The organism is Arthrobacter sp. D1-29 (assembly GCF_054130585.1).
In genome coordinates this window covers 195,644-221,570 of record NZ_CP096383.1, presented here as the reverse complement: position 1 = coordinate 221,570, position 25,927 = coordinate 195,644, and the positions used below count along the sequence as shown (strand labels likewise).

Below are 25,927 nucleotides of genomic sequence, written 5' to 3'. Positions count from 1 at the left end.
CTTAGAGCACTCCGAGGTCCCGGACGGCGGCAAGGACGTCCTGGACCGAAACAGCCAGCAGGGCGGGATCGGGATCTGCGGCGAAAGTATCACCGCGGCGCAGGTCGGCCCGGGTCAGCACCACGTGCGGCCCGGGCGGCGGCCCCCAGATCTCGGGGGGCGCCGGCCCAAAAAGTACCACCGAAGGGGTGCTGTACGCGGAGGCCAGGTGGGCTGCCCCGGTGTCGGCCGAAACCACCAGCCTGGCGGCAGCGATCGTGGCCGCAAATTCTCCCAGGCTCAGGTTCCCGGCCAGGACGGCGGTGGCCGGCAATCCGGATCGGATGCACACGTCCAGTGCCCGTTCCCGTTCGCCCGCACTGCCGGTGAAGATGACGTTGTGCCCGGCCTCAGCAAGCCTGGAGGCGACGGCGGCGAAGCGGTCCGCCGGCCACAAGCGGCTCCCATAGGCGGCGCCGACATGAAGCACCGTGGCCGCCGGAACCGGACTGGCAATGGGCGGAACATCCACCCGGAAGTCCAGCGGGTCCGCCTCAATCCCGTGCCACTCCAGAAGCCGGACCCATCTTTCCCGCTCATGCAGGTCCGGCCGCCAGCGCGGTCCGGACCGGTGGTCCGTGCCGTGGGCTATGGTCCGCCGCGCGCGGACAGCATCGATTCTCGCCTGGCTCTCCGGCCCGCTGCCATGAAGGTTGACTGCCACGTCCACGCTGCCCGGCTCTACCGCCAGCGGCACGTCCAGTCCATGCGTGGGAAGCAGTTCGAAACCGCCCACCAGGCTCAGCGCCTCTGCCAGCCACCCCTGCGCCGCATACCGGAGCCTGTGCCCTGGATAGGCGCGGCGGAGTGCGTGCAGCGCAGGCACCGCCACCAGCAGATCCCCAAGTTTGAGTGCCCGCAACACCAGCACATCCGGCTTACCGTTCTCCACCGCCATTCCTCACCAGCCTCCTATCCGCCGTGCGCATGAGGTTCGGTGGCTACCAGGCTGCGAACGTCCTCGTGGACTTCCCGCACCCCTATATCGGCCACGACCGACTCATCGTGCGGACAGCGCGGCGCCGTCCAGCCGACCTGCGTGATATCTATCCCGCAAACAGGGCAGGTGGTCACCCAGGATGGATGGATGCGGTGGAGGCTCCGGCCCAGGGCCCCGGCGTTGATCACATTTCCCGCCCAGAAGATGCCCACGGTGGGTACCCCCAGCGCCTGGGCGAGATGCCTGGGGCCGCTGTCGTTCCCCACCACCACGGCACTGCGGGCAAGCAGTGCCACCAGGCCGGCCATGTCCAGTTCGCCAGCCACGGAGCGGATGGATGCAGGAGCAGCAAGTTGAACGATTCGCTCCGCGAGCCGCTGTTCGCTCCTGTCGCCAACAACCACCACGTGGCAGCCGTCAGCAGCGCAGGCTGCGGCCAGTTCCGCGAACCGGTCCGGCGGCCACCGCCGGCGGGGATCGGTGGCACCCGGATGCAGCACCACCAGGGGCCGGGAGTTGTCGTCAGCCAGGCCGGGCGGCAAAGCGTCGGCGCCTGCGGCAGCAGAGAGCCTGGCTTCCAAATCCACGGGGAAGGCTCCGGCAAATCCCGCCACTTCCAGGGCCCGCAGCGGCTCGTGCTGATAGTAGAGATACGGGACCGTCCGCTCCAGGCTGGCCGCGTCAGCAGTGCGAGTGCCGACGGTGTGGCGGGCTCCGAGCCGCAGCAAGAAAGGGTTGGAGTAACGCCCGCCGCCGTGGAGCTGCACGGCAAGGTCAAAACGCCGCTCCCGCATGCGCGAAAAGAACCTCTCAAGTTCGTCGGCATCCTCGTCGCCCGGGCGCACACCTTCCGAGAACGGAAGCACCAGCACTTCGTCCACAGGGCTTTCCGTCGCGGCGATGAGTGCCTCGTGAACCGGGGTCCCGAGCAGCGTAATCGCCGCTCCGGGATAGGCCGCCTTGAGCGAGGCCATGGCGGGGACAGCGAAAATCAGGTCCCCCAGTCCGCCGCCGCGCAGGACGGCGATGCGGGAGACGCCGTCGAACTTTTCCAGGACGGGGCCGACGCCCATACCCACGCGGCCCGATCCACCGAACTCTGCCGTCAACTGCTCCATGGGCGCCCCTCCTCGGATCAGGCGGCCACGCTTTTCTCCTCCACAGCCTGGGCCGCTGCTCGTGCAGCCACAATACGGTGTTTTGGCCAGCCACGCGAGAAGAACGCGCCCGGCTTTGCCCTGCCCATTTTCCGGAAACTGTTTATTCTCCGGGTACGGCGTTCAGTTCCTCGCGGCTGGGCGGGTTGGCGCCCGGCCGGGACACTGTGATGGCCGCGGCCCGGGACGCGTGGGCCAGGATCTCCGCCAGGCCCTCGGCTGGGAGTTCGCGGAGCTCCTTCCGGTTCTGCGCGCCGTCCAGGTGCCTGTCCACAAGGCCGGAGAGCAGCGCAGCCATAAAGGAATCACCTGCGCCGACGGTATCGGCCACCACCACCCGGGGGGCGGGGAATTCCGCCTCGCCGGCGGCCGTGACGCCCCACGGCCCGGCCGCTCCCCGCGTGACCACCACCATGGCGGGCCCTTCCGAACCTCCCAGTGACAGCCAGTGGCGCGCCGAGTCCAGCACGTCGCGGCTGGGATAGAGCCATTGAAGGTCTTCATTGGACGCCTTGACCACATCCGCGAGTGTGACGAACTTTTCCGCCTGCCGGCGCGCGAAGTCAACGTCCGTGATGATGCTGGGCCTGCAGTTGGGGTCAAAGCTGATGGTGGCGGAAGGGTGGGCATATTCGACGGCGGCCAGGACGTCGGTGGCGCCCGGCGCCAGCATGGTGGCAATGGACCCGGTGTGCAGGAGGGTGGTGCCCTGAAGCATAAAGCCAAGCCGGTCGGCGAGGCCGGGAAGCTCCCAGGTGAGGTCGAACGTGTAGGTGGCGGCGCCGTCGTCGTCGATCAGGGCAGTGGCCACGCTGGTGGGCTGCTCATCCGGTCCCCACGGGAGCATGACGGAACTGGAGCGCAGGTGCGCGGCCACCGCATCCCCGTAGGCGTCACGGCCATAGCGGCCGATGAACTGCACCGGATGGTCGAGCCTGGCCAGGCCCACCGCAACGTTGAGGGGGCTGCCGCCCACATGGGCCTGGATTCCGGAGGCTCGCTGGACTACGTCCACCAGCCCCTCGCCGATAACAGTAAGCATGGTCATACTCTGCCAGAGAAGCGCCCGCCCGGCCCGGACGCCCGTTACCTTTTGGGGCTAGGCCATCAGCGCCTGCACCAGCTCGCGGCATTTTTTGTAGGCGGCGGACTTCGGATCGATGAGTGAGAAGTGGTCCCCCGGGACCTTGACCAGCTGCGGTGATCGCGGCGGCCTGCCGGCGGCGGCATATGCCTCGGACTGGCTCAGCGGGACGTCCCCGTCCGCCAGGGCGTGGACCGCGAAAACCGGAAGGTCCAGCGGGATGGTGCTCATGGGGTCCGCATACTTGTGCCGCACCGGGTATTTCGACGACGACCCGCCCAGCAGGTTGCTGACCGCACCGCTGCTCAGGTCCAGCTTCTCGGCCTCGGCAAGGTTCAGCAGGCCCGACTGGCTCACCACGCCGGTCAGCAGGACAGCGTCCCCGTTCTCCTTCCGCTTGACCTGGCGGTCGGCGTCGGGCATCCCCAGCTGCCCCAGCTTGCTCCGGCCGGCGGCCCAGGCGGCGAGGTGGCCGCCGGCTGAATGGCCGAGCGCCACCACCGGACCAAGTTCCAGGGAATGGGCGGCGGCGACGTCATGCAGTTTGTCGATTCCGGCCAGCACGTCTTCAAAGGTGTGCGGCCAGCCGCCACCGTTGCCGGCGCGGCGGTATTCCAGGTTCCAGGCGGCCATCCCGTGCGCGGCAAGGTCCTTGGCCAGCGGCTCGCCCAGTTCGGCGCCGTAGTGCGAGCGCCAGTAACCTCCGTGGATCACCACCACCACACCCCGCAGCTGGTGTCCGGGCCGCGCCTCGGGCAGGAAAAGCTCGCCCCACTGGCTGGGATCCTGGCCGTACTGATACTTATGCCGCCTCACTGCCTTCTCCTGAAAGCAGTCCCCCACGTTCGACGTCGTCCATCAGCCATGTGCCGAGCCTACCGTGAGAAGCCCGGTGGACGGCGGCAGGCCCGCTAGTTCGCTACCTGCACCCGGCCGCGGGCGGACGCTGAAGCGGTTGCGGCCCCGTCCAGGAGCCGGCTCAGCATTTCAGATGAGGTGGTCAGCTTTGACAGTGCAAGTGCGGCACCGCCGGCGGCACCGGCCTCGGGGCCGCCGCCAAGATCCGAGGCAACCACTTCCAGGGCTGCCGAAGGGGTCAGTGCGTAGCGCGTAATGCCGTCACGCAGCGGGTCAAGCACCACCGCTCCGGCGAGGGAGGTCTGGCCGCCCACCACGATGCGAGTGGGGTTGAGGAGGTTGCACATGTTGGCCAGGAGACGGCCCACCATGGTTCCGGCCTCGGCCAGGACGTTCTGGGCGGACCTGTCTCCGGCAGCATTGGCGGCCAGCACGTCATCCATGGTGGCCGTTTCGCCCAGCGTGGGGGCGAGCCGGCCCAGGATGGCAGGAGTGCCGGCCACCAGGACAAGGCAGCCGCGGTTTCCGCACCGGCAGGCCGGGCCGTTGACGTCTATGGAAACATGGCCCAACTCCCCGGCGCCGCCAACAGAGCCCCGGTAGAGCTCCCCTCCGAAGAGGAACCCGGCGGCGATTCCGCTGGAGATGTTGACGTACATCAGGTCCTGGATCCCCTGTCCGGCGCCCCATTTCGCCTCGGCTATCGTCTCGAGGCGCACGTTGTTGTCGATGAAGACCGGAACACCCAGGCGGCGCCCCAGTTCCTCCCGCGCGTTGATGCCGTGCCAGGGCTGATCGGCGAGCGCGCCATGCACGATGCCATCCACGGGGTTGATCTGCCCAGGCAGGCCTATGCCGACGCCGAGAAGGTCCTCACGCTCTCCTCCGGCGTCCTTCAGTGCCCTGTCCAGGAGGTGGACGGCGGCTTCCGCGCGGATACGCCAATCATCCTTGGCGCCGATGGGCACATCGGCTGACGCCACTTCCTGCCCCATCAGGTCGGTGATCCGGACGCAGATCCTGTCCAGGACCTGGCTCATGCCCGCAATCCAGCCGGCTTCCGGGCTGAAGGCGAGCTGGTCGCCGGCGCGGCCGTCAACTTCATCCCCGCCATCGGCCCGCTCGGTAAGCTCCACCAGGACGCCGCGCTCCATCAGGTCCCTGGTGATGGTGGTGACGGTGGTGCGTGAGATGTTGGCCCGCCTGGCCATCTCCGCGCGATGCATGGGGCCTTGGCTGGCCAACAGATCCAGCACATGCAAAGAGTTGGATTGCCGGAGATTGCGGAGGGATCCACCGCTTCTGGAGGAGTTCACTTTCCCATTATGTATGAATTTGCAGGTCATTGAAATAGTTTGTGTAAAGACTCTTGACACACTTCCGTGATAGCGCTCACAATGAGTCGGGGATTTGTCCAGGACATTACAAACACCGGCCTCACGAGGCCCGTAGCGATGAAGGTACGTCCAATGAATGCACTAAATAATGTTTCCCGCCGGAGCCTCCTCAGCGGCGCCGCTCTGTTTGCCGGATTTGCAGCAGCCGGCGGCCTGACCGGATGCTCGGCGAGTGGGGCAGGCGGCGCGGCCAAAAAGTCGGGCGGCCTGACCATTATGGGCAATCCGGGTGAAATCACCCAGGAGGTTATCGACGCCTGGGTCAAGGAGCACCCCGAGGTGCCCATCACCCTGATCAAGGATGATCCCACCCGGCTTAATGCCATGATGGCCGCGGGAACTCCGCCGGACCTGGCCAGGAGCCTTGGGGCCATCAGCACTGCCAACCTGGCGAGCCGCGGCCTGGCGCTGGATCTGGACCCGTATCTGGCGAAGTCCAGCACGCTGAAGGAATCCGACCTGGCCAAGATCAACGACGTCTGGCGCTGGGACGGAAACAAGCAGGGCAGCGGACCACGTTACGGATTCGTCAAGGACTGGTCCCAGGATTCCATGTTCTGGTACAACACCGAAGCCTTTGCTGCGGCCGGCATTCCGCTTCCGACTGCGGACAAGCCGCTCACCTATGACCAGCTGCTCGAATATGCCGAGCCCATGACAAAGCGGGGCGGCGGCAAGGTTGAGCAGTATGGGCTGTTCAGCACCGCTCCTACCATCGAGGCGCTCTCTGCCATGGTGGCCACCACCAGCGGGCGCATCTTTAATGACGACCTGACCAAGGCAGACTTCACCAGCCCGGAGGCCAGGCAGGCACTGCAGTGGCACATCGACGTGGCCAAAAAGCAGGTGGGTTACACCCTGGTGGATCCCAATCCGGATGGCTGGGACTGGCCGCCGTTTGATGCCAAGAGGACTGCCATGGCACTGGCCGGCTACTGGTTCGGCGGCATGGTGTCCACCAATCCCGCAACCGCCGAGTTCGCCCGGATGGCGCCCGCCCCCATGATGGGCTCCAAGCGGGTCAGCCCCACCACGTCGGCCACAGGCTACTGGATCTCCTCCAAAACCCAGATGAAGGACGAGGCCTACGCATTCCTTGAGTGGTACTGCTGCACCGGCCCCAACGCCAAGGTAAGGGCACAGACCGGAGTGGGCATGCCCTCCGTTACAACCCTGACCTCCGAACTCCCGCAGTCCCTGCCGTACCAGTCCGAGGCCATGAAGGTCCAGAAGAATGAAGAGCAGTACCTTCAGGTCCTCCCGTTCAGCCCTTACGCCCAAGCGGTTGCTGTTAGCGCTGCCATCGCAGAACTCTTCCCCCGCGCAGCGACCGGCGAGCTGTCCATCGGCCAGTTCGCGGACCAGGCGACCACTGCCGTCAACGAGCTCCTCAAGCAGGGCATGGAACTTGCCGGCAAGAAGGGCTGAGGCAGGTGAGTACACAGTCACTGGCTAAGAACGTCCGGTCCAGGAACCGGCGGGGAACCACCGGTTTCAGGGGTTCGGGCACCTTTTACGCCTTTATCTCCCCGTGGCTGATTGGGACTGTACTCCTGACGCTGTTTCCGCTGGGCTACGCACTGTGGATCAGCTTCACCAACTGGGATGGAATAGCGCCGAACCAAAACTGGATCGGCCTGAAGAACTACACCGATGCGTTGAGTGATCCCCGAATGTGGGCAAGCCTGCAGCGCACCGGCCTGCTCGCTCTCGCCGTAGTGCCAGTCACCATCTGCGGAGGACTGGCACTGGCGTTGCTGCTGAACGAAAAGGTCCATTGGCGGTCAGGCCTGCGGATGCTCGTCTATCTCCCGGCCATCGTGCCTCCCGTCGCAGCGACACTGACCTGGAAGCTGCTGTTCGACCGCGACAGCGGCGCGATCAACGGTGTTACTGCGATCTTCGGTGCGGATGCCGTGAGCTGGATGAGCGGAAACACTGTGTTCGTGGTCCTGCTGGTGGTCATGCTTTGGGGCATTGGCGCCGGTGTGCTGATCAACCTCGCCGCCCTGCAGGACGTTCCCGCAGAGCTTCACGAGGCCGCGCGGCTGGACGGGGCAAACGCCTTCACGGCCTTCTGGCACGTCACGCTGCCGAGCATCTCGCCGGTGCTTCTTTTCCAAGTGATCACCACCACCATCGGCGTCCTGCAGACGTTCGTCCCGGCGCTCCTGCTCTCACCTGCCAATGGGCCGGCAGCGATCACGGCCGTGCCTGAGGCCAACAGGGTCTTCATGGTGGACGTTTACGCCCAGTACTTCGCGTACTCCAAGTACGGGTACGCGTCAGCGATGCTTTGGCTGTTCTTCCTGGTCATCCTGGTGGTCACCATCATTACGTTCAAGATCGGCGGCCGCACCGTGTTCTACGCCGTCGACCCCTCCAAAGAAGGGAAAGAGGGATGACGCTCACCGGTCACCGCCCCCAAACACAGTCCCAGGCCGCCCCGCCGGAACCACCAATCCGGCAGAGCCGGGAACGCAAGAACCCGGTGGCTTTCGTGATCCTGCTGGTGGTCTGCGCCATTCTGTTCCTTCCCGTCCTCTGGCTCCTCCTGACGGCGCTGAAGTCTCCGCAGCAGCTGGCCTCCGATCCCATCACCTGGATTCCCACCCAGCCGCAGGTGCAGAACTTCATCGATGCCACGATGATCCTGCCCTTCTGGGCCTATGCGGCCAATTCCCTCTTCCTGTCCACCGTGACCGGCGTCCTGACCACCGTCAGCTCCGCGCTTGTGGGCTACGGGTTCGCCCGGCTTAACGGCAAGGGAAAAAACGTCCTCTTCGGGATCCTTATCGCCATGATGATGACACCGCCCATCATCACCCTCATACCCACCTACCTGCTGTTTGCGAAGGTTGGACTGGTGGGAACGTACTGGCCATGGGTCTTGTGGGGAATGGCCGGTGCTCCTTACCTCATTTTCCTCTACCGCCAGTTCTTCGCGCAGCTGCCACGGGAACTTGAGGAGGCCGCCATCCTGGACGGCTGCGGCCGGCTGCGCATCTTTGTGCAGATCTTCCTGCCGCTTTCCAAGCCGGTCATCATCACCGCCTTTGTCCTGTCCTTCAACGGCGTGTGGGGCGACTTCATCGCCCCGCAGCTTCTGCTCAACCAGGACAACACCACCCTCGCTGTGGCCATCACCACCGGCTATGTGAACTCCCAGGGGTTCCCGGTCAACAACCTGCTGGCGGCCGGCGCGGTGCTTTATGTCCTCCCCGTGCTCATCATGTTCTTCTTCGTCCAGCGGTCCTATGTCCGCGGCTTTGCCACCTCAGGCATGAAATAGAAAGGCCTGACAGTGAAAATAACGGACCTCGAAGTCCTCACCATTGACGACGGCGGTGCCCTGATGATGGTGGTTGTCCACACCGACGAGGGGATTTTCGGTGTGGGAGAGGTGGGGCTCCGCTCCCGGCAGCTGGCCGTCCGGGGAGCGCTGGAACACTTCAAGCCCCTGCTCATCGGCAATGATCCCTTCCGCACCGAACACCTTTGGCAGGTGATGTCCCGGTCAGGGTTCTACCCCGCGGACCGAGTCCTCGCCTCTGCCATCTCGGCGGTGGACATTGCCCTCTGGGACCTGAAAGGCAAGGCGCTGGACGTCCCGGTTTATGAACTGCTCGGCGGCGCGGTCCGTGACCGGGTGAAGTGCTACCGCCACATCGGCGGCGCCGACCATGCCGAGCTCGTGGACAACGCGCGGCAGGCCTTTGAGCAGGGGTGGACTGTAGGGCGGCTCTCTGTGCCGTCGGAAGGCGACCTGCTGGAACCCCGTGCCGCCGCCCGGCACGCCCTGGCGGAAGTGGCTGCCGTCAGGGATGAGCTCGGCACGGAATTCGAGCTCATCCTCGATGTCCATACCCGGCTGGAACTTCCCGAGGCAACTACCCTTTGCCGTGAGCTGGAGGGGGCTAACATGTACTTCGTCGAGGATCCCCTGCGGTGGGAGAACCCTGACATCTACGGCGCCCTGCGCCAGCGCACCTCGGTGCCGCTGGCAGCGGGCGAGCAGGCCGCGTCCAAGTGGGAAATGCGGCCGCTGATTGAACGGGACCTGATCGACTATGCACGCTTTGACATCTGCATTGTGGGCGGGTTCACCGAGGCCAAGAAGATAGCCGGCTGGTGCGAGTCCCACCACATCCGCACAGCTACGCACAACCCGCTGGGCCCCATCGCGACGGCAGCATCCCTGCACCTGAACATGACACTGCCGACCTTCGGCATCCAGGAGCAGTACCAGTTGCCGGGCACCCAGGTCACTGACGTGTTCCCGGTCCAGGCCACCATGGACGGGGAATGGATGCGCCGCCCCGAAGCCCCCGGCCTTGGCCTTGAAGTTGACCTGGAGGCCGCCCGCGCCCACCAGATGGAACCGCCGCTGATGCCGCAGCTGCGCCGACTCGATGGATCCTTCACCAACTGGTGAAACAATCAGCCATGACCTTAGGTGCAGACGAAGGAACCAAGCCTCCCCTCGTTGTTGTCACGGGCGCCGCCGGGCACGTCGGACGCCTCACCTCGGCGGCCCTCGCCGGGCGCTACAGGCTCCGGCTGATCGATCTGGACTGGCCCGCCGCAGGGCCGGGGGAAACGCCGGACGGGATTGAACGCATGGCGCTGGATCTGAGCCACCGCAGTGCCTGGGACGTGGCGATTGAGTCCGCCGACGCCGTCGTGCATCTGGCCGGGCATCCCTCCCCGGAAATCGATGCGCGGACAGCGGTGGAGGGCGGAGCCATGCTGACGGCGCATCTCACGGCGGCGGTTGCGGGCTCGGACGTCAGGAGGATTGTCTTCGCGAGCTCCATCCATACAATGGGCCTCCACCACCGGCATGGGCACTACCCCGTCAGCCAGAAGTGGGCGCCCCGCCCCTGCTGTGAATACGGGGCTGCCAAGGTGTTCTCCGAGAATCTGCTGGAAATCCTGGCCGAACGGACGCCGATCTCAGTGATCTGCCTGCGGCTTGGCCTGACCGGCTTTCCACCCGGAACAACTGCCCACGCCACCCAGTGGCTGGGGCCCAATGACTACGCCCAGTTGCTCCACGCCTCACTGACGGTGCCGCTGCATTACGGGACGTATCTCGGCATGTCGGCGGCAGCGGGTGAAAGGTGGGACCTGACCGACAGCATCAGGGACCTTGGGTTCGATCCCGCTGACCCCACCCCTGTCCCCGAAAATCCGGAGGAGCCCCAAGCATCCCCTTGCCTGATGTTCCCCGCCACCCTGCCGCCCCCAACCGACCCCTCGGAGCCCTAGTCCATGGAAGACGCTTCCCCTGTACTCCTTGCCGGCCTGAGGAACAACCGGCTGCTCGCCATCATCCGCGGCAACAATCCGGATGCCTGCTTCAACACCGCCATGGCGCTGATCGATGCGGGGATCACCATCGTGGAAGTCTCGCTGACAACGGCGGGGGCCCTGGCCGTGATCAGCCGCATCGCCGAGGCCGCCAGCGGCCGTGCCCTCTTGGGCGCCGGTACAGTCCTGACGTCCGGTCAGGTCCGGGAAGCGCACGACGCCGGTGCGCAGTTTATCGTGACGCCCTGCCTTGCGCCCAGCATCGGGGAGGCCCGCAGCCTGGGGCTTCCCGTGCTGGTGGGGGCCCTCACGCCCGCCGAGGTGTATGCCGCTGCACGCGAAGGCGCCACTGCTGTCAAGCTGTTCCCCGCGAGCGTGGGCGGCCCGGCCTACCTGAAGGCACTGCGGGACCCGTTCCCGGAGATCCCCTTTGTGCCCGTCGGGGGCGTCAGTGCCGATTCGGTGGCCGGTTATCTGCAGGCAGGGGCGCTTGCCGTGGGCGCAGGCAGTCCCCTGACCGGCGACGCACCCCGCGGCGGCAGCCTTGCCGCTCTTCGCGAGCGTGCCCGCGATTTTATTGCGCTCGCGCAGGAAGGCCGTCATCCCCAATGGACGTCCTGACCTTCGGCGAAACCATGATCGCGCTCAGGGCGGACCGCCCGCTGGCCCTGAACCCGAACATCAGCGCAACCATAGCCGGTGCGGAGTCGAACGTGGCCATAGCGCTGGCGCGGCTAGGGCACAGCGTCCAGTGGGCCGGCAGGGTGGGCAACGACGCCGGCGGCGACCTTATCCGGCGCACGCTCCGGGCCGAGTCGGTGGGACAGGACCATGTCACCACCGATCCCCACCGCCAGACCGGCATCCTGATTTTCGAGCAGCGGCTGCCGGATGTGACCAGGGTTGACTACTACCGCCAGAACTCCGCAGGTTCGGCAATCAGCAGCGATGATGTGATCGCGGCACTCTCTCGGGGCCCGCACATCCTGCACATCACCGGAATCACCCCTGCCTTGAGCACCAGCGCCGCAGAGGCAGTCCTCCGCGCAGCATCCGCGGCACAGCAGGAAGGGGCAACAGTCACGTTCGACGTGAACTACCGATCAAAGCTCTGGACGAGGGAGGAAGCGTCCTCAACTTTCAGGGCACTGGTCCCCCACGTGGACGTTGTCATCGGCTCAGCGGACGAACTGGAACTCCTCATCGCAGATCCGCATCCGGAAGCGGACGCGGCGCCGGCCCTCCTCACCCTCGGCGTGCGGGAAGTCGTGCTCAAACGTGGCGCCGGCGGAGCCACACTTTCCAGCAGGCACGGAACTGTGCACTCCCCCGCCCGTCTTGTCACCGCCGTCGACAGCGTTGGTGCCGGTGACGCCTTCACTGCCGGCTACATTTCCGGGCTGCTCACCGGGCTCACAGCGGAAGGGCGGCTGCGCCTGGCCAACACGCTCGGAGCGTTCGCCGTTTCGAGCAAGGGAGACTGGGAAGGCCTGCCCACCCGGGACGAATTGGCCCTGCTGGATGCCGCGGACGGCACCGTCCTCCGTTGAGCCACTGCTCCATGAACCATGGCTAGCAAGCCCCGTTCCAGGCTATATCTCGAAGCCGTAGCCCAATCCGGGTCCTGTTATTACGTGCCTGGGCTTCGCGGGGTCCTCCTCAAGCTTGCGCCTGAGCCGCCCAATGAAGGTGTAACATCCCAAATGGTGTGCCGGGAAGCCTGGTCGGCGGCGATGTCGCCCTGCCTTTGGGCGGCCAAGGAATCCGTTTAGAGGAGCTTCCATGCTTGTTCTGATCATGTCGTTCGGGACCCGCGGAGACATTCAGCCCTACGCCGCCCTCGCCGGTGCGGTTGCCCGCGCGGGGCACGACGTCACCCTCGCTGTCCCTGAAGGGTTCGAAGATCTGGTGCCACACGCCGGCCCCGGAACCATCACGCACCATCCGGCGGGTTCCACGATGCTGCGTCTTGTTCAGGAGGTCATGCCCGAGCTGAGCGGTCCCCGGGATGCGTTGCGAACACTGGGGATTATGACCTCCGCGATGCGCGAGCTGAACGCGGAGTGCTGGGCTGCGGCAAAGGCGGCGCGCCCGGACGTCGTGGTGTACCACCCCAAGTGCCTTGCCGGGCCGCACATCGCCGAGGCGCTGGGGGTTCCCGGCGTGCTTTCCCTCCCGTTGCCGTTCTTTACCCCGACGCGTGCGCACGCCATGCCGTTCTTTGGTGGCGCCTCCTTCGGGGCGTTGGGAAACCGTGCGTCCTACGGGTTCCGCCGAATGGCTGGGGCCATATACGGCGGCATGATCAACGGCTTCAGACGCGAGGTCGGCCTGGGCCGCATCCACCGTCTCGCCGATCCGCTCAGGAATCCTGACGGCAGTCCGGTCCACGTCCTGTACCCGTACAGCAGGCACGTTGTGCCTATCCCGGACGACTACCCGCCTTCGGCCCACGTCACCGGCTACTGGTTTCTGGATCACAGCGATGACGGCCATGACTGGGATCCGCCCCCGCAACTGGTGGACTTCCTCGCGGCTGGCGAGCCTCCGGTCTACGTCGGGTTCGGCTCCATGGGCTTCGGTAAGGGAGCGAATGAGCGCCGGGACGCCGTTCTGGACGCGTTGCGGGTTCATGGTCTACGCGGAATCATCGCGACCGGGTGGGGCGGCATCGCGCCCGGCGAGGCTGGGACCGACGACGTCCTGGTCCTGGAGGCCGTGCCCCATGAATGGCTTTTCCCGCGTGTCGCGGCGGTTGTGCACCACGGCGGTGCGGGCTCGACGGCGGCTGGCATCCGGGCGGGTCGGCCTACGCTGGTCGTGCCGTTCCTTGGGGACCAGCCATTCTGGGGCATGCGGGTCCATGCGCTCGGCGTCGGACCTGCCCCGCTACCGGCCAGGCATCTCAGGACGGGCCTGACCGACCGTCTCGGCGACCTCGTCCACACCGCCTCTTACGCCTCCCGTGCCGATGAGCTGGGCGTCGCAGTCCGCGCCGAAAACGGTCTCGCCGCCGGTGTGCGCGCCCTGGAGCAGATCACCGGTGCTTACCTGCGCCGCATCTGACTGATCTCTTGGGCGAAGCCGTCCAGCGCAGCAGCCACAGCGTACGGATGACCCAAGGTGGCGTAGTGGCCCCCTGGGATTTCCAGCGGCTCAATTCCAAGTCGCTCGTGTATCTGGCGTCTCATGAAAGATGGCGGAAAGAACCTGTCGTCGCGGCACAGTATTGCTCTCGTGGGGACGGCCGGATTCCTGTGACCCGGCCAGGGCCGGGCCATCCATGCACCTTGCTGGTCGCGCTCCCTATCGCGGGCCTGGTGTGCCAAATCTTCGGGGACATCGTGGAAAAACGCCGCCTGGGGGTCCGGATCTATCGTCTCCCGGTCATGACCCGTGTTGGTCCACCAGTCGGCAAATGTCTCACCCGGTACTGGGATCATTCCCGCAAGATACATGAGACCGTCCGCTTGGAGCTCGTCGCAGACCAAGGGCGCCGTGAAGCCTCCCAGTGAGTGGCCGACCACGATGGTGCGCTGAGCGTCGCCCACCGCTGCAGTTACTGCATGGACGTAGTCCTCAAGCCCTGCCTTGTCATCTTCGATAGGTAAATCGACAGCGATGACGTCATGGCCCGATGCCTCAAGCAGTGGTCTGACAAGATGCCAGTCCCATGCGGTGGAACCGCCACCATGAATCAGTACGAAAACCGCCAAAATGCCACCCCGGATCCATGCCATATGCGAGAACGTCCACCCAGGCCAACAGTACCTCCGGCCGGGAGTTCGGGCGGGAAACGTCATCAGCCGTAAACGCCGACGTCGACGGTTTCCGCCGGCGCTTCCTTGTCACTGAACGCCGTTGCTACTGCACGGAACCCAGCAACCGCCCCACATCTGTTGCCTCCGGGTAGGCCGTCTGCGTCCCCTTCCGCGTGGTGGCGAGCGCAGCCGCAACTGACGCGAACCCCGCGGCATCAGCCAGGGAACCGCCTGCAGCCAGGCAGGCCGCCACCGCCCCGGTGAAGGCATCGCCGGCACCGGTGGTATCCACTGCCTTGACCTGGGTGGGCCTTATTCGGGTGACCTGTTGGCCGGGGCCGGCCAGCGAGTCCAACACGACGGAACCTTCGGAACCCAGGGTGACCACCACCCGCTGCAGCCCCCGCTGAACGAAACGCTGCCGAATGTGATCCCAGTCGCCGTCGTCGCCTGTGGAATCCGGCATCCCCGCACCGGGCGAGTCTGCGCTGCCGGACGAACCGAGGAACAGCGCTGCCTCGTGGGCATTGACCAGCAGGATATCCGTCAGGTCGGCGAGCTCCTGCGGGATGTCGCCGTAAGGCGAGAGGTTGAGCAAAACTGTTGCGCCGGCGTCGTGCCCCAATTGCGCGGCCGCCAGAACAGTCTCAAGGCTGACCTCAAGGCAAAGGCTGACCACGGAGGCGCCGTCGAACTCGTCCGCTGAGGCGGCCACATCCGCGGGAGTCAGCGTTCCGTTCGCCCCCGCGGAGATGATGATGTTGTTCTCCCCCCGGGCGTCGACGGAGATGACCGCGAGGCCGGTGGGAGCGGCGGTGGACGTGCGAACATGGGAGATGTCCACTCCGGCGCCCGCCGCGGAGGAGAGGAGCATCTCGCCGTTGGCGTCGTCCCCCACCGCGCCGATAAGGCTCACGGTCCCGCCCAGGAGACTGGCGGCGGCAGCCTGGTTGGCGCTCTTGCCGCCCGGGTTGACGGCGAACCCGGTGCCGTGGACCGTCTCGCCCGGGAGCGGGAGCCGCTCACAGTAGATGGTCAGGTCAGCATTCAGCGACCCGACGACGACGATCCGGCCACTTTTGCCGGTGGTGGGTCCGGCCGCTGCAGCGCTCATTCGGCCACCTCCGCCTCAATGGGCTTGGGGATCAGCAGCGACGCCGCGAAGGCCGCCACGGTGATGGCCAGGCCAACCACCACCACGGTGAGGTAGGACGCCTTGGCGTCGCCAAGTGCCGATGTTGCCACCAGAACGGCCGGCAGCACCAGGAAGCTCAGGCCGGCGCCCAGATTGAAGGCTCCGGCGTTCATACCCGGCAGGAAGCCGGGGTTTCCGGCGGGCGAGAGGACAACTCCGAGTCCATTCAGCATGATGTTGACCGTACCGGCGTACATGATGCCCAGCAAGACCGTTCCGGCGATCATCATCGGCAGGCTGCTCAGGCCGAAGAACGCGATGACGGCCAGGGCGGCGATGCTGCCCAGCATGCCAATGCGGAGGACCTTGGTGTAGCCCAGCACGGGCGCCAGCTTGCCGCTTAGCGGACCCACCACCCAGCCCAGCAGGGCGTACGGAGTGAGGATGATGAGCGACATTTCCGTGGGACCGACGCCGAACCCCGGGCCGGCTGCCTGTACATAGGCCGGGACGATGCCGTTGATCACGGCGAAGATGCCCGTCATGGTCAGCGTGGTGGTCAGCAGCGGCGCCCACGTGGAGCGCTGGCGGAGGTGCACGGTTTCCACCATGGGTTCTTTGGCGCGCTTCTCGGTCCGCCAGAAGGCGTAGAACGCGACGGCGGCAACGGCCACCAGTCCGAGGGCCAGCATCAGTGTGCCGGCCGAAAAGGCGCCCACCAGTTTGGAGCCTTCATTGAGGGCGGTGAGCAGCGCGCCCACGGCAACAACGATGAAGAACACGCCAAGCCAGTCCATGGTGGTGCCTGCTGCGGGCTTGCTCTCTCCGGCCAGCAGGGCGATCAGGGCTGTTGCCACGAGGGCAAGCACCACCATGAGCCAGAAGATGCTGCGGAAGCCGTAGTGCTCGGCAAAGTAGCCGCCCACAAAGGAGTCAACGCCAGCCACGCCGCCGTTGACCGCGGTGATGAGGCCCATCAGCGTTCCGTACTTGCGGGGGCTGGTGACGGCGGACCGGAGCATGATCAGGCAGAGCGGCACGGTGGGGCCGCTGACGCCCTGGATGATCCGTCCCACGAAGAGCCAGGTGACGTCCGGGGCCATTGCTGCGATGACGGAGCCAACGGCCATCAGCAGCATCATTCCGAGCAGGATCTTCTTCCGGCCGATGATGTCGCTCAGGCGGGGAAGGAAGAGGGAGAACAGGGCGGCCGCGGTGAAGAACCAGGTCTGGGACAGGCCAATAACAGCCTGGTCCGTGTTGAGCTCTTTGCCCATAGTGACCAGGGCGGGGCTCAGCATGGAGGCGTTGAGCTGGAACGCCACGCACGCGGCGAGCAGGGCGATCATGAGCGCGGTAACGTTGCCGCGGCTTGTCTTGGAGGCTGTGAGGGTGGCAGTCATTTACTTGATCCCTCCGGCGGTGAGGGCCGCGCCTTCGGGGCGTGCAGTCTCCGCTGGTTGCCCCGGCTCGCCGATGCGGACCAGCGCATCGGTCACCAGGTCCCAGAACTTTTTGTGGTCAAGGTCCACGGCAACGCTGGTGTGGCAGTCCGACGGTGCCGGGGCGCGGAAGTCAGCCACGGTCATGCCCAGGGTCAGGGTTCCCTGCAGCTCGATGTTCACCGGTACTTTGCGGGTGCTGACAATGCTGGGATCGATCACGTAGGCCACGGCGCACGGATCATGCACCGGCGGGTGGTCAAAGCCCTGGGCGTCCTTGTAGGTGTGGGCGAAGAAGTCCATCAGTTCCGTGACGAAGCGTGCCGGCTTGGTGCCGATGGCCGCGATCCTTTCCACGACGTCCGGGGTGGCGAGTGCCTGGTGGGTCAGGTCCAGGCCCACCATGACCACTGGCCATTTTTCGTTGAAGACGATGTGGGCGGCTTCGGGGTCGATGATGATGTTGAATTCGGCCACGGCGCTCCAGTTGCCCACGTGGTAGCCGCCGCCCATTAGGACAACTTCCTTCACGCGTTCCACAATGCGCGGTTCCTTGCGCGCGGCCAGGGCAATGTTGGTCAGGCCGGCGGTGGGCACCAGGGTGACGGTGCCCGGCTCGTGTGCCATCACGGTGTCAATGATGAGGTCGACGGCGTGGCGCGGGTCCAGCTCGATGGCGGACTTGGGGAGGGCGGGGCCGTCCATGCCGGACTCGCCGTGGATGTCCGGGGCGGTTTCGATGCTGCGGACCAGGGGGCGGGCGCATCCGGCGGCAAACGGGACGCCGGTGATGCCGGCGATGGTGCCGACGGCCAGGGCATTTTTGGTGACCTTGTCGAGGGTCTGGTTGCCCACCACCGTGGTGACGGCCAGCAGCTCAATCTCAGGGCTGCCGTGCGCCAGGAGCAGCGCCACGGCGTCGTCGTGCCCGGGGTCGCAGTCGAGAATAATCTTCCGGGGTTCAGGTGTCAGGCGGTAGGGGTCCACATCAATCTCCACGTCATTGGGGCCTGCCGGAGGGAAGTGCCGGGCAGGGCGGTTCGCAATCAAGGGAGATCATGGCATCTTCTTCGGGCTTACGTCAAGCGCTTGACGTTGTCGCACGTCAAGCGGTTAACGCTACTGTTCGTAAGCTTCCTCCAGCGGGCCGTCGCGCCAGGGAAGCACTTTCGCATCGGGCCTTGATATGCAAGCTGCTACTTGCCTATAGTGTCTTACATGGTCGATGTGTTCCGCGCCCTGGACGATGAAACAAGGCGCCTGGTCCTGGACGAATTGTCGGTGCGCGACGGCCAGACGCTCTTCGAGCTCTGTTCCGTGCTCGCGATGCGCCATGGCCTCAGCCTCACCCGCCAGGCCATCTCCCAGCACCTGGGTGTGCTCGAGTCAGCCGGCCTGGTGACGACGGAGCGGCGCGGACGCTCCAAATTCCACTACTTCAACCCAGAGCCCCTCGCCCAGATCACCGGACGATGGCCCACCAGAAAGAGGACCGAACCATGAAGATTGCCCTGACAAGCCTTTTCGTCGATGACCAGCGGGCAGCCCTCGCCTTCTACACCGAGGTGCTCGGCTTCCGGAAGCGGCATGACATCCCCCTCGGGGAGGACTCCTGGCTCACCGTTGTGTCGCCCGAATCGCCCGACGGTCCGGAGCTGCTGCTGGAGCCGGCACGCCACCCTGCCGTGAAGCCGTACCGGGATGCCCTTGCCGAAGACGGCATCCCCCTCGCGCAATTCGCCGTCGGCAACATTGAGGCGGAGCACGGCAGGCTGACCGGCCTGGGCGTGGTGTTCACCCAGCCGCCCACCGACATCGGCACCGCCTTCGTGGCCGTCTTTGATGACACCTGCGGCAACCTCATCCAGCTCATCGAAATGAAGCCGGAGGGAGACAACACTCCCTCGTGACGGGTGAGTTGATCACGGCTCGGGCGCGAAGGACGCGCAGGCCAAATCGCCCTTGGGCGATGGCAGGTCAGCCCTGGGCGACCGGCAGCACCAGCAGGTAGCCGGTGGGCAGCTCGCCGCTCCAGCGCCGCGGCTCGCGGACCACAAACTGCGTTGCAAGCTGTTCGGGGGTGAGCAGGCTGTTGGGCGCGGGCGACGGACCCCACTGGTCGCTGCCGTGCGGGTGGAGCGGATCCAGGACGCGGACGCCTGTGACCGAGAACTCCGGGAACTGGTGGGGATCGCCAAGCGATTCGAACCCGCTCATCACCCACGCGTGCCGGCCGCGCCACATCACCAGCCCCACGGGGCGGCCCGTATCGGCGATGGCGCGGGCCGCGGTCCGCAGCGCCTCCTGGTAGTCGGCAATGCTGACCACCTTGTACGGCCCCATTCCCACCTCAGTCAGCACCTGCGCCCAGCCCAACGGGTTGGCACCGTTGAACGAGTTGGACGACCTTGCCCGGGCCATCTCCCACAGGTCGCCCTGCTGGGTGGGATCGGTCCACGTGCCGCCGCCCGTGTCATCGACCAGGTTGTGCGCCATCTGGATGCTCGCCGCAACACACCAGTCGAAGGTGTACTGCGGCACGAAGTCCCCTTCCTGGTAGAGATTGAGGGCGAACGCCTGCGGCACCGGGGCCGGCACGGGGACAGGGGCAGGCTCCGGAACCGGCGGCGGGGTCGGGTCCAGCGCCGGGGTGGGGTCCAGCGCCGGGGTGGGGACCGGCGTCGGAATCTGTGCTGCCTGCGGGGCGGGTGCAGCGCCGCCCGTATCTGGCGGGGCCGAGGAAGCCGGGACGGGCGGGGCGGTGGTGGTTTCGTCGAGGCCGATCGAGGGCGCGCAGGCTCCGAGGAGGGTCGCCAGGACGACGAGCCAGGCTAGAAGGCGGGTACGGGCACCGACCATGATTCAGTTTAGCGCGGCGCGTTCGGAGCGCGGCTTGCCATTTTCAGGCGATCACGTAGGCAGCTGCAACATTGGCCTTGGGACATCAGCCTTGCGCCCAGTAGCCTGCTGGGATGGGCCCTGAGGAGCAAGAACTGGCAGGCGGTAATGCGTCCGAAAGTGTTGTGCGCATCGGAAACACCGTCCGGAAGCCGTGGTTGGAAAACTCGTCCGCTATACAGAGCTATCTTGCTGCGCTCCGCTCCGCCGGGTTGGATGTTCCCTGCCCCCTGGGCCGTGACGAAAAAGGCCGGCAGGTGGTGGAGTACGTGGAGGGCGAATCCGCGATCAATCTGTTGCCACTTGGCCAGGAGGAATTACTGCGCGTTGGCCGGATGATCCGCCGTATCCACGATGCGAGCGAAGCGGTTGTGGTTCCCCATCAGGGCGACTGGAAGATGCTGCTGCCGGCGGAGAATCCTGACCTGATGTGCCATAACGACCTTGCTCCCTGGAACCTCATCATGGGTGACCGCTGGGTGTTTATTGACTGGGACGGCGCCGGCCCCAGCACCCGGCTGTGGGACCTGGCCTACGCGGCGCAGTCATTCGGTGTGCTGTTCGACGGGCAGCCTGTGGAGGAGGCGTCCCTCAGGCTGCGTGCCGTGGTGGACGGATATGACGCCGATGACAGCCTGCGCAGGGCGCTGCCGGCTGCGATGGCGGAACGGACAGCCGCGATGTTCGATCTCCTGAAGTCCGCACACGCTACCGGGTTCCAGCCATGGGCCGGCATGTACCTCAACGGACACGGCGAGCATTGGCGGGCCGCTGCTGGCTACGTCGCACGCCACCAGGCGGCGTGGGAACTGGCGCTCGCGCCCCTGGACTCGTGATAACCGTCGCTGCAGTAGCCCTCGCGGTTGCGAAGTCAGGGCAGGGCTGCGCTGAGGGTGGTGAAGGCATAGCCCTTCTCCAGCAGGGCCGGGATGGCTGTCGCGAGTCCGGCCGCCGTGCCGGATGCGGGGCGGTTGCCGTGGGAAATGATGATGTCACCAGGCCGGGCTTTGGCCGTTTCGGCGGCGACAACTGACGCTGGGTATGTTGCCCCGGCGTCGGCATTGATGCTGAAGCCAGTGGGAATCACGCCCAGGGCGAGACAGATTTCAGCTGCGACGTCGTCCAGGTAAGCGGTGCCGGGACGGAAAAAGCGCGGGCGCTTACCGGTGATTTTCCTCAGGAGGTTGTCGTTGGACATGATCTCCTCGTATACCTCATGCCTGTTTTGCGTTCCGGGGATCCCGTAGGCGGATTTGCCGTCCACACTTAGCGGGGCGTGGCGGGTTCCGTGGTTGGCGAGTTCAAAGAGGGGTTCGGCGGCTAGTTCCTGTGCCAGGTTCTGGTTGTGGTGGATCCATCGTGTGTTCAGGAACAGCGTCGCCGGGACCCCGTGGCGTTTCAGCATGTCCAGGACTGCCTGGGCAATTCCGCTGCCTCCCGGTCCGCCGCAAAAATCCAGGGTCAGCGCAATCCCTGCGGCGGGTTGTGGCAGGGATTGGACGACCTTTGGCGCCTGGAGGCCCCAATAGGAAGGACGGTGCTCAGAGAATCCGGCATGTATCTGCTCCTGCGACTGGACTGCCGGCTCCGGCGCGGCATCCCGTATGAGAGGTTCCGGGTCTGGAGAAATATCAGGAGCCGGCGCATCGGCCGAAGCTGTAGGAGCCGTAGGTTCTGTCAGTTTGGGCGCTGACGGTAACTCTCCGGCTTTGCATCCGGAGAGCAGCAAAGCTGTCGCTGTGAGAAGAAACGCCCGACGCCGCGGACTACTGACCTTTTGATGCATGGCTACTTGTCCCCCTGCTTGTTAGCCAGGCAAAGTGGTCGTGCCGCGCTGCCCGATACCCAGCGTACATTTTGTACCGAAAGTTACGCCGTAACACCGATTGTGGCGCGAGCTTGGAACGGGCAGTCCCACTTCACCGGGCCTATGGCATCAGGGCAGGGCATTCACCTGTGCTGGGCCGATGCAGGTGGCGGGCTATGGCGTCCGCTGACACAGCCGGGTGTTGCCCCGCGGCATTTATACAATCCCCCCGGCGCCAGCTCTATTCCGGCGAAAAGCTGTGGCAAGGTCACCAGGTGGTAGCCCCGGTTCTTGAGTTGCGTAATGAGCTCGTCCTGGCCATCCACAGTGGCGGCATGGACGTCATGTTGAAGAATGATGGATCCGGGTTTGACCAGGCCCATGATCCGCGGGATGAAGGCGGCCTTGTTTCGGGACTGCCAATCCAAAGCATCAACATCCCAAAGGATCTGGGGCAGCCCAACCGAAGAGGCAACGCTGGCATTCGTTGCACCGTACGGTGGCCGCAGGTAGGCCGGCACCACACCGGCCGCCTTTTCAATGGCTGCCTGTGCACCTTGGACCTCCCGTGCGATACCGGCTGGTGGGAGTTTGGTCAGGTAGGGGTGGCTCATCGTGTGGTTTGCTATCGTGTGGCCCGCGTCCGCTACCGACCTGGCAACCTGCGGGTGGGAATTGACGTACGCGCCCTGCTGGAAGAATGTGGCTTTCACGTTGTGCTTTTCAAGGATCTCCAGGAGCCGGGCGGTCTGGGCGTTCGGCCCGTCATCGTAGGTCAGTGCAGCGCAGGCAACCAGGTCGCAGTTGATGCGTTCAACACCTGAAGAAGCAGGCGTTTCGAACGGCGTTCCGGCGATGACCTGTCGGCGAAGTGCCTGGCCGGCAGGTGACAGGACTTTGCTGGCGGCTGCCGCGCTGAGGACGACGGTGACGGGATCGGCCAGTGCGGAGCCGATATCAGGAACCCGGCTTAGAGTGAGGCTGACTTCCCCGGCGGGAGTGAACGTCACGGCGGAGAGCAGCTCGCCATCAGGAATGGGCGCCGTGCCCGTCGTCGTGTCTGCCGGGGGCGTGCTGCCCTGTTCGGCAGCTGGCCTTGGCGCCGGTTCTTGCTCTGAGCCGGCCCGGGCGGAAAGTTCCGGCACCTCCCGGAGCATGCTGCGGAGCGTGCTGATTTCTTCGGGATCGATCAGGGCGGCGCTGCCGGTGACTGCCCCGGTACCCAGGTCCTCGTATGCAGTCTCCACGGTGTAGCCGGTCCGGACGCCTCCGTTCGTGGATTCCTGCACGAACCTCGAACCTGCGATGCTTCCGATAGCCAGCACCACCTCATGGGTGACCGACAGTCCATCCCTGATAGGTGCCGCGGCAACGCTGTCCTGCACTGAAGGCTCATGACGGCCGCCCGCCTGGGCGTCCAAGATCCCCAAGAGACGAGTGTCCAGTCTGGTATTAAAAGCCTCTGCGCCGTTGATGTACTGCCACTTGGCCACGATGGGGACCGGCCCTGCACCGCGGACACGCATGTCCACGAACGCAGCCGCGTCCACAACAACCTTTTCCGGCGCTGGTCCGGGAAGTGCACTGATGGCTTGGGGTGGGGGTGTCATCTGCACAGGTACAGTCACTGAAGCGGTCAGGACCAGGCTGGCCACTACCGCCAGGGAAATCCCGAGCGGCAGGTGTATTTTGTTGGGCTTTTCCACGCTTCCTCCCGGCGGGATATGCGGCCCTTCCTTCGAGGTCGCGACGGATGATGGCCCAAAGCTAAACTTTGGCGCTTCTCAATCCGTGGCACTGGCCTCCCCCTTTTTGTCCGTGTCGTTAGGGGATTTGATTAGGTAGTAGCGCTCACCCGAAGGCGTGGCCGGCGGAGCGAGCATTACCATCGAGGTATGAAATCCGCGGAACAGGTGAAGCAGTCCGGGCGTGCGCCGCGGGTCACGGCGGCCATGGTGGCTGCCCGCGCCGGCGTTTCGACGGCGACCGTCTCGCTGGTTGCCAACGGCAAGACCGCGGGACGCGTCTCCGAAGACAATATTTCCCGGGTCCGGGAGGCAATCTCCGAGCTCGGCTACGTGGTGGACGGCATCGGCAGCTCCCTCGCGAAGGGGGTGAGCTCCATCGTCCTGCTGGTGGCACCGGACATCTCCAACCCGTTCTTCGCCAAGGTGATTGCAGGTGTCCGGGAATCCCTGGGGGCCGATTACCAGCTGCTCTTGTCAGTGACCGACGCCGGTGAGTTTCCGCAGGCGGACGACGTCAGGAAGCTGATGGCACTCCGGCCGGCCGGGCTGCTGGTGGATGCCCCGAACGCTGACTTCCTCGAGGAGCTGTCCGCGGCCGGGCCCCTCGTCCTGCTGGACGCACCGGGCCTGGAGGCCTACGCTCCCTCGGTCAACCTGGACGTAGCCCACGGTGCCCGTGAACTGGCGGCGCACCTGGCCGCCGTCGGGCATTCAGAGGCGGCGTACCTGGACAGCCTGACCGGCACCGCAACCTTCGACGTCCGCCGTGAAGCCTTCCTTGCCGAAGCCGAGGAACGCGGTATTTCGGTGAAGCCAGGCAGCGTCATCAGCACCACCATCGACGTTGGCGCTGCCGCCCAGGCGTTCGCAGCCGCCTGGCCGCAGTGGCAGGAAGCGGGCGTCACCGCCGTCGTCTGCGCTACGGACACCCACGCGTACGGGGTGCTGCAGGAAGCCCGCGTTGCCGGGGTCCGGATCCCGGCTGAGCTGGCCGTGGCCGGGTTCGATGACCTGCCGTACTCAGCCACCAGCAATCCCAGCCTGACCAGCGTCCATCTCCCCGCAACGCCGCTGGGGGCCAAGGCTGGCGAGCAACTCCGGCGCCTGATGGAAGGCCTGCCCTTGGAGCAGCCGCAACTGACACTCGAAAGCTCGCTGGTGGTGCGAAACTCCACCTCTGCCTAACCCGGGCGGAGCGTGACAACGCCGTGTCAGTGGCCCACCGTAAGCTGGGACCATGCCGAGTAACTGGGACAGCCTGGACGTCAGCCTCCGCGAATCCGTGCAGGAGAACGTGGAGCTTTACGAGCGCGTCCGGCCTGCCCTGAAGCTGGTCACGAAGGACGTTCTGCACATCCTGCGGGACATGCTCAAGGACACCGAGGTCACCCCGCTCTTTGTTACCGGCCGCACCAAGTCGGTGGAGTCGTTCCGGGAGAAAATTTCCCGGATCGAGGAGCCGCTGGAGCCCGGCGGCCCGCCGGTGCTGAAGTTCCCGGATCCGTTCAGGACCCTCAATGACATGGTGGGCGTGCGGGTCATCACCAAGCTGCCTGCCGAGAATGCCCTGGTGGCCAACCTGATTAAGCGCCAGCGCCAGGTCTTTGACTGCCGCGGCGACCGGGAGAAGGACATCGGCTCCATCGAGTCCGGCACGTACGGTTACTCCAGCCGCCACCTCATCCTGCGCAGCATCCAGAACGAGGCCGTCAAGGAGTACCAGCACGCCTTCAACCCGGACATCCAGCCCAACGGCAGCTACTTCTTCGAATGCCAGATCCGCACTGTCTTTGCCCACGCTTGGAGCGAGATTGAGCACGACATCCGCTTCAAGGCCGAGGATCCGCGCGCCTGGACACCCCACTTCGACCGTCAGTTCACCGCCACCGCCGCCATGCTGGAGACGGTGGAAGGCGCCTTCGCCGATCTCCACGAGCGCTATGAGGAGGTCCGCAGCTACTGGGACATGGACGGGGAGGGCGCCGCGCAGCTGACGCCCAACAGGATCCGTGACGTCTGGCGTACGCTGCTGCCACACGTGGACCGTAAAGTGGATGATGACTGGGGCTGGGCCGCCGAACTCATGGCGGCGCACGGCCTCAAGGAGACCGTCCAGCTGGCCGGGCTGCTCAGCGCCAACCGGATCACCGAGGTCCGCAAGGCGCTTGATCACCGCTACTCCCCCGGCCCGGACCGCCTGCTGGATGACCTCCTGCTGTGGCAGTACGGGCCCAAACACATTGACCTCACCGCCGAGGCGCCCGACGCCGTTCCGCACCCGCGGCGCGACAGCCTCCTCCGGCGGCTGAAACAGATCGAGCGTTACCGCCAGACCAAGAAATAGGATC

General features: G+C 65.6%; 25 protein-coding genes. 13 read left to right on the top strand and 12 right to left on the bottom strand.

Annotated elements, in window-relative coordinates:
• Position 1: 1 nt before the first annotated feature.
• From M1E17_RS01030 to M1E17_RS01010, 5 genes are all read right to left on the bottom strand, one after another.
• The gene (locus tag M1E17_RS01030; protein ID WP_457964826.1) at positions 2-937 is read right to left on the bottom strand and encodes a glycosyltransferase family 9 protein; all 936 of its coding nucleotides are present in this window, start codon (positions 935-937) and stop codon (positions 2-4) included.
• A 14-nt stretch (positions 938-951) separates the two neighbouring features.
• Positions 952-2,097: a glycosyltransferase family 9 protein gene (locus M1E17_RS01025; RefSeq protein ID WP_457964825.1), complete on the bottom strand. Its 1,146-nt coding sequence runs from the start codon at positions 2,095-2,097 to the stop codon at positions 952-954.
• A gap of 142 nt (positions 2,098-2,239) precedes the next feature.
• Positions 2,240-3,178 (bottom strand): carbohydrate kinase family protein, encoded by a 939-nt coding sequence (locus M1E17_RS01020; RefSeq protein ID WP_457964823.1) that lies wholly within the window; start codon positions 3,176-3,178, stop codon positions 2,240-2,242.
• A 57-nt stretch (positions 3,179-3,235) separates the two neighbouring features.
• Positions 3,236-4,036, bottom strand: a complete 801-nt coding sequence (locus tag M1E17_RS01015) for an alpha/beta hydrolase (RefSeq protein WP_457964822.1) — start codon at positions 4,034-4,036, stop codon at positions 3,236-3,238.
• A gap of 95 nt (positions 4,037-4,131) precedes the next feature.
• A complete protein-coding gene (locus M1E17_RS01010) occupies positions 4,132-5,394 on the bottom strand; it encodes an ROK family transcriptional regulator (protein WP_457964821.1) in 1,263 nt (420 codons plus the stop codon).
• 153 nt (positions 5,395-5,547) lie between these two features.
• Between M1E17_RS01010 and M1E17_RS01005 the strand changes: the two genes are divergently transcribed.
• The 8 genes from M1E17_RS01005 to M1E17_RS00970 all read left to right on the top strand — a co-directional run bounded on the left by M1E17_RS01005 (position 5,548) and on the right by M1E17_RS00970 (position 13,854).
• Positions 5,548-6,903 (top strand): extracellular solute-binding protein, encoded by a 1,356-nt coding sequence (locus M1E17_RS01005; RefSeq protein ID WP_457964819.1) that lies wholly within the window; start codon positions 5,548-5,550, stop codon positions 6,901-6,903.
• A gap of 5 nt (positions 6,904-6,908) precedes the next feature.
• Positions 6,909-7,880, top strand: coding sequence for a carbohydrate ABC transporter permease (locus M1E17_RS01000; protein WP_457964817.1), 972 nt, complete (start codon positions 6,909-6,911; stop codon positions 7,878-7,880).
• Positions 7,877-8,767, top strand: coding sequence for a carbohydrate ABC transporter permease (locus M1E17_RS00995; protein ID WP_457964816.1), 891 nt, complete (start codon positions 7,877-7,879; stop codon positions 8,765-8,767). The genes M1E17_RS01000 and M1E17_RS00995 overlap by 4 nt, the downstream gene beginning before the upstream one ends.
• Positions 8,768-8,779: 12 nt before the next feature.
• Positions 8,780-9,910 carry a mandelate racemase/muconate lactonizing enzyme family protein gene (locus M1E17_RS00990; RefSeq protein WP_457964815.1) on the top strand — a complete coding sequence of 377 codons (1,131 nt, stop codon included), beginning with the start codon at positions 8,780-8,782 and terminating at the stop codon, positions 9,908-9,910.
• Between the two features lie 11 nt (positions 9,911-9,921).
• Positions 9,922-10,746: an NAD-dependent epimerase/dehydratase family protein gene (locus tag M1E17_RS00985; protein ID WP_457964813.1), complete on the top strand. Its 825-nt coding sequence runs from the start codon at positions 9,922-9,924 to the stop codon at positions 10,744-10,746.
• Positions 10,747-10,749: 3 nt separating this feature from the next.
• Entirely contained in the window at positions 10,750-11,409 is a 660-nt protein-coding gene (locus M1E17_RS00980; protein WP_457964812.1) for a bifunctional 4-hydroxy-2-oxoglutarate aldolase/2-dehydro-3-deoxy-phosphogluconate aldolase, read from the top strand.
• Entirely contained in the window at positions 11,397-12,338 is a 942-nt protein-coding gene (locus M1E17_RS00975) for a sugar kinase (RefSeq protein ID WP_457964810.1), read from the top strand. The genes M1E17_RS00980 and M1E17_RS00975 overlap by 13 nt, the downstream gene beginning before the upstream one ends.
• A gap of 232 nt (positions 12,339-12,570) precedes the next feature.
• Positions 12,571-13,854 carry a glycosyltransferase gene (locus M1E17_RS00970; RefSeq protein ID WP_457964809.1) on the top strand — a complete coding sequence of 428 codons (1,284 nt, stop codon included), beginning with the start codon at positions 12,571-12,573 and terminating at the stop codon, positions 13,852-13,854.
• On the opposite strand, the gene M1E17_RS00965 is transcribed toward M1E17_RS00970, so the two are convergent.
• The 4 genes from M1E17_RS00965 to uriH all read right to left on the bottom strand — a co-directional run bounded on the left by M1E17_RS00965 (position 13,836) and on the right by uriH (position 18,125).
• Complete coding sequence (locus M1E17_RS00965) at positions 13,836-14,528, bottom strand: alpha/beta fold hydrolase (RefSeq protein WP_457964808.1); 693 nt, start codon at positions 14,526-14,528, stop codon at positions 13,836-13,838. The genes M1E17_RS00970 and M1E17_RS00965 overlap by 19 nt on opposite strands.
• Before the next feature lie 124 nt (positions 14,529-14,652).
• Complete coding sequence (locus M1E17_RS00960) at positions 14,653-15,663, bottom strand: ribokinase (protein ID WP_457964806.1); 1,011 nt, start codon at positions 15,661-15,663, stop codon at positions 14,653-14,655.
• On the bottom strand, positions 15,660-17,087 hold the full coding sequence (gene uriT, locus M1E17_RS00955; protein WP_457964805.1) for a uridine transporter UriT: 1,428 nt from the start codon (positions 17,085-17,087) through the stop codon (positions 15,660-15,662). The genes M1E17_RS00960 and uriT overlap by 4 nt, the downstream gene beginning before the upstream one ends.
• The gene (uriH, locus tag M1E17_RS00950) at positions 17,088-18,125 is read right to left on the bottom strand and encodes a uridine-preferring nucleoside hydrolase UriH (protein ID WP_457967924.1); all 1,038 of its coding nucleotides are present in this window, start codon (positions 18,123-18,125) and stop codon (positions 17,088-17,090) included.
• A 219-nt stretch (positions 18,126-18,344) separates the two neighbouring features.
• On the opposite strand from uriH, the gene M1E17_RS00945 reads away from it, so the two are divergent.
• Both M1E17_RS00945 and M1E17_RS00940 read left to right on the top strand, forming a co-directional pair.
• Entirely contained in the window at positions 18,345-18,629 is a 285-nt protein-coding gene (locus M1E17_RS00945; RefSeq protein WP_457964803.1) for an ArsR/SmtB family transcription factor, read from the top strand.
• A complete protein-coding gene (locus M1E17_RS00940; RefSeq protein ID WP_457964801.1) occupies positions 18,626-19,036 on the top strand; it encodes a VOC family protein in 411 nt (136 codons plus the stop codon). The genes M1E17_RS00945 and M1E17_RS00940 overlap by 4 nt, the downstream gene beginning before the upstream one ends.
• Before the next feature lie 67 nt (positions 19,037-19,103).
• On the opposite strand, the gene M1E17_RS00935 is transcribed toward M1E17_RS00940, so the two are convergent.
• Positions 19,104-19,985, bottom strand: coding sequence for a hypothetical protein (locus tag M1E17_RS00935; RefSeq protein ID WP_457964799.1), 882 nt, complete (start codon positions 19,983-19,985; stop codon positions 19,104-19,106).
• A gap of 113 nt (positions 19,986-20,098) precedes the next feature.
• Between M1E17_RS00935 and M1E17_RS00930 the strand changes: the two genes are divergently transcribed.
• Positions 20,099-20,860: a phosphotransferase gene (locus M1E17_RS00930; RefSeq protein WP_457964797.1), complete on the top strand. Its 762-nt coding sequence runs from the start codon at positions 20,099-20,101 to the stop codon at positions 20,858-20,860.
• Positions 20,861-20,895: 35 nt separating this feature from the next.
• Here the strand turns inward: M1E17_RS00930 and M1E17_RS00925 are convergent, their stop codons facing one another.
• Both M1E17_RS00925 and M1E17_RS00920 read right to left on the bottom strand, forming a co-directional pair.
• Positions 20,896-21,483, bottom strand: coding sequence for a polysaccharide deacetylase family protein (locus M1E17_RS00925; RefSeq protein WP_457967922.1), 588 nt, complete (start codon positions 21,481-21,483; stop codon positions 20,896-20,898).
• A 491-nt stretch (positions 21,484-21,974) separates the two neighbouring features.
• On the bottom strand, positions 21,975-23,537 hold the full coding sequence (locus M1E17_RS00920) for a polysaccharide deacetylase family protein (protein ID WP_457964795.1): 1,563 nt from the start codon (positions 23,535-23,537) through the stop codon (positions 21,975-21,977).
• Between the two features lie 246 nt (positions 23,538-23,783).
• Here M1E17_RS00920 and M1E17_RS00915 point away from each other — a divergent pair, with 246 nt between their 5' ends.
• The gene (locus M1E17_RS00915) at positions 23,784-24,764 is read left to right on the top strand and encodes a LacI family DNA-binding transcriptional regulator (RefSeq protein WP_457967920.1); all 981 of its coding nucleotides are present in this window, start codon (positions 23,784-23,786) and stop codon (positions 24,762-24,764) included.
• 52 nt (positions 24,765-24,816) lie between these two features.
• Positions 24,817-25,923: a GTP pyrophosphokinase gene (locus M1E17_RS00910; RefSeq protein ID WP_457964794.1), complete on the top strand. Its 1,107-nt coding sequence runs from the start codon at positions 24,817-24,819 to the stop codon at positions 25,921-25,923.
• The last annotated feature ends 4 nt before the right edge of the window (positions 25,924-25,927 follow it).